This window comes from Nitrosospira sp. Nsp1 (genome assembly GCF_900100985.1).
In the GTDB taxonomy this organism is placed as follows: domain Bacteria; phylum Pseudomonadota; class Gammaproteobacteria; order Burkholderiales; family Nitrosomonadaceae; genus Nitrosospira.
Window position 1 is genome coordinate 1 of the sequence record NZ_FMUF01000044.1, and the last position, 2,490, is coordinate 2,490.

2 protein-coding genes and 1 pseudogene are annotated in these 2,490 nt (G+C 59.5%); all 3 read right to left on the reverse strand.

Annotation, left to right across the window (positions count from 1 at the left end; all coding sequences use genetic code 11):
* Positions 1–41 precede the first annotated feature (41 nt).
* Positions 42–1,292: a methane monooxygenase/ammonia monooxygenase subunit B gene (locus BLP78_RS14965; RefSeq protein ID WP_090460545.1), complete on the reverse strand. Its 1,251-nt coding sequence runs from the start codon at positions 1,290–1,292 to the stop codon at positions 42–44.
* Positions 1,292–2,116, reverse strand: a complete 825-nt coding sequence (locus BLP78_RS14970) for a methane monooxygenase/ammonia monooxygenase subunit A (RefSeq protein WP_025042266.1) — start codon at positions 2,114–2,116, stop codon at positions 1,292–1,294. Before BLP78_RS14970 ends, BLP78_RS14965 begins: the two co-directional genes overlap by 1 nt.
* A gap of 272 nt (positions 2,117–2,388) precedes the next feature.
* A pseudogene (locus BLP78_RS16335) lies at positions 2,389–2,490 on the reverse strand (methane monooxygenase/ammonia monooxygenase subunit C); the annotation flags it as partial.

Consider the following 2,490-nt stretch of genomic DNA (forward strand, 5'->3'; position numbering starts at 1 on the left):
ATGCCTTGCGGGACGGGGCTAGGCCTTGCGTCCCATGCGGCTTAGAGCTTGGTGAAGACCGGTATGACGGCGCCCGCTATGCTGTTGATGTTGCGATCGCCACTATCGCTCCATGTCATGAGCAATCCGCCAAATCGGCTTTCCGGGTCGCCCAGCAAGGCCATGAGCCGCTGTACTTCCCACAGTGCGTCTTTCGCTTCCATCTTCACTTCGCGGGTCTCGCCCGGCTGTATCGGGGTCTCGTTGTCAAACGATAAGCCGGTGGCCACGAGTTCCTTCGGATAGTTGCGGTCCATGTGCTTCAAGCCCACTTTGTTGATGAACCGGATCCCGGCCGTGGTGAATTCGCCAATGCGGTAGGCGCTATCGCCGCTGTTGGTGACGCTCATGGTAACCCGCAGTGCCCGCCCCGGTACGTCGTAGTTGGCGTGGGTCACTTTGATGGAGATGGGGTTGGGTTTCACCGGCAACGGCGCAACCTTGGATTCACCCGCCTGGATGGGCACGGTGTAGGGATGCTTGTTTTCGGTGTAACGGTAGCCGCCCCATACCAGTCCAATGGTGGCAAGCAGTACGATCCAGGCCACTTTGGTGTCCATCGGGTCCAGCAGCAGTTCGTCGCCGTAGGCCAGCAGTACGCGGCTGCGCGGCAGGAACATGGGCCGGGCAACGTAGTAGCCGATCCAGAAGATGCCCAGTCCCATCCACAGGGCGTGCCAGAAGAGGCCGTTGCCCAGGTTGAAGGTTTCGGTATCGATGGTCTCGCCTGTCAGCAATTTGACGGGGTTGGTGAAGTCATCCCAGCTGCCGGTGATGTTCATCCAGGCGGCGGGGCCGGCAATCGGGCCTGCATCCTTGATGTTCAGCATGGCGTGCATGTGATGGCGGCCAGGGATGCGGGCTTTGAGCCTGACTTCGAAGGCGTAGTCGCGTCCGATTTCGAGCGGGCCTGCAATCATGGTCGGTTCGCCGTTCAGCTTGGTGGAGAGGCGTACGAACACGGGGCTGGGGCTGCCGACGTTGAAGAAGGCGCGGCCCGGTTTGCCAACGGCACGCGGCCAGTCTTCGGCCAGGTGAAATTTGCCGGTCATGCTGGCCAGGTCGTTCACTTTGGTGGTCTCAGGTCCCCATTTCATGTCATACCACTGGATGGTACGCATGCGCAGGAAGGGTTCCTGGGACCGTTCGCCGTGGGCCTGGGCCGGGGTGACGTCGAGCATGAAGGTCATGCCCAGGGCTGCCATGCCGCACAGGCCGGTCAGGCCGCGCTTGATGAGGTTGTTGAATTCCATTATTTGATCCCCTCGGGAAAGCCTTCTTCGCCAAATGCGGTGACGTCGTTTTTCATGGTGACGCGGCCACGGGCACCTTTGACGTAGAAGAATGCGGTGCAGTAAAGTTTGCCGAAGTACCACCAGAGGCAGAACATGAGCATGGAGACGAAGGCGGCAAAGAATGAGGCGATGACGGTGGTGTGGCCGCCAAAGGTTCTCAGTGAGCCTTGTTCGATGTTGCGTACGTACTCGGGGGTGCCGGTGCGAACGTACAGGAAGCCGGTGTAGTCGGCAACGGACAGCAGTACGCCTTCGGCTACCAGCGGCAGGTGGGTGGGGCCAAAGATGGGCCAGTTACCCGGGTAGAACAGGAGGCCGAATGCGCCGCCACCAACCAGGGCTGTGATCATCCAGTTGCGGGTGAGCAGCATGACGGTGTCCATGACGAGTGCGCCCGGTATCATGGTGGAGGGGAAGACGAAGCTGATGGGGTAGTGCGACCACCAGTAGAAGCCCCAGTAGCGGGTCAGCCATTCGCCGGTCAGCAGGCAGACGACGCAGAGGGTGGCGCCAAAGGGCAGCCGGTAGTTGACCCACAGGTAGTACATGATGGCGGCGCAATAGGTGATGCCCACGATGGGGGTCACTACCGGCCACCATTGGCGGTCTTTCCAGTCCAGCCAGAAGTCCCAGTCGCCTGCCAGCAGCATGAAGTGCATGTGGTAGGTTCCAACCAGTAGGATACATAGAATCGGGAAATACACCGCGTCTATCATCCTGGACATTTTTACTGCTTCCGGCGGCATCTTGGCCGCCTTCAGTATTTCATCGGTTCTGCTCATCGCACCCTCCCCTCAAATGTCTACGATCTTAATACGTGAATGATGTGTTGCTGTTGCGTGTTGCTTGTTGCTGCTTGTCCTGTTTCCGCCCCAGCTTGTTTTTTTTGGGCTGGGCCTTTGTTCGCCGCGGCGGCGGTGGCGGGCCGCTCTGCTGTCGGGTTGCGGCGGCAGGGCGACCCAAGGTTCCTCAGGATTCCTCAGGGTTTTCCTCAGGTCCGGGTGGTGCCAAAGCAAAAAGACCGGCTGAATTTGGATTCAGCCGGTCTTTCAGGTTACGGTACGATCCGGTTGTTGAGGATGACTTTGCTTTGGCCATTCCAGACGACGTCGGTCAGGTTGGAGTAGCGGGTGATGATTTGTGCTGCAATCCCGCC